Here is a 625-nt window from a genome sequence, read left to right as displayed (position 1 = left end):
GTCGGCCTGACCGGCCTGCGCCGTGCCGGACACCGTGCCGTTGGCCCCGCCGCCGATCCCCCGCCGCGCCCTGCCGCTGCGGTAGGCCAGCACGCGAGACAGCGAAAGGGTGATGTCCTGCACGCGCAGGGGCTTTTGCAGGTATTCCCATACCCCGTGGCGCAGGGCGGTTTCCGCGCCGTCCGCATCGCCGAAACCGGTAACCACGATGATCTCAGGGGCGCATGGCAGGCGGCCAAAGGTGGTCACATGGGCCAGGCCGTTGCCATCGGGCAGCAGCACGTCCAGATAGACCACGTCGGGCGCACCAGTGGCGGCAAGGCGCAGCCCCTCCTCCAGGGTGGCGGCGACAAGGGCCTCGTGCCCCATGCCCACGGCCACTTCCGCCAGCATGGTGCGGACCATTGCTTCATCGTCCACCACAAGTATGCGGGCCATCAGCGATGCGTCTCCTTCGCCGGTAAGGTGCCCGGCGTTGCGGTATCGGTTGCGCCGCTGGCCGCAGCCGCACCAGTGGCGTCAGTCGGCGTGGTGACGGCCCGCACGCGGGCCACGCCCGCCTCGAGCAGAGGCAGCAGCCGGTCCAGCAGGGCCTGCAGGTCGGGCAGTGGGGCATCGGGTTCGG

At 70.7% G+C, this 625-nt stretch carries 2 protein-coding genes; both read right to left on the bottom strand.

Annotated features, from left to right (window positions below):
• On the bottom strand, positions 1-438 hold a 438-nt coding region (locus FVW20_RS18105), incomplete at its 3' end, for a response regulator (RefSeq protein ID WP_196610675.1).
• The coding region (locus FVW20_RS18100; protein WP_196610674.1) for a hypothetical protein at positions 438-625 on the bottom strand (188 nt) is incomplete at its 5' end. The genes FVW20_RS18105 and FVW20_RS18100, both read right to left, overlap by 1 nt.

Source organism: Nitratidesulfovibrio oxamicus (assembly GCF_015731765.1).
Taxonomy (GTDB): Bacteria; Desulfobacterota; Desulfovibrionia; order Desulfovibrionales; family Desulfovibrionaceae; genus Cupidesulfovibrio; species Cupidesulfovibrio oxamicus.
This window is presented reverse-complemented; position numbering and strand designations above follow the sequence as displayed.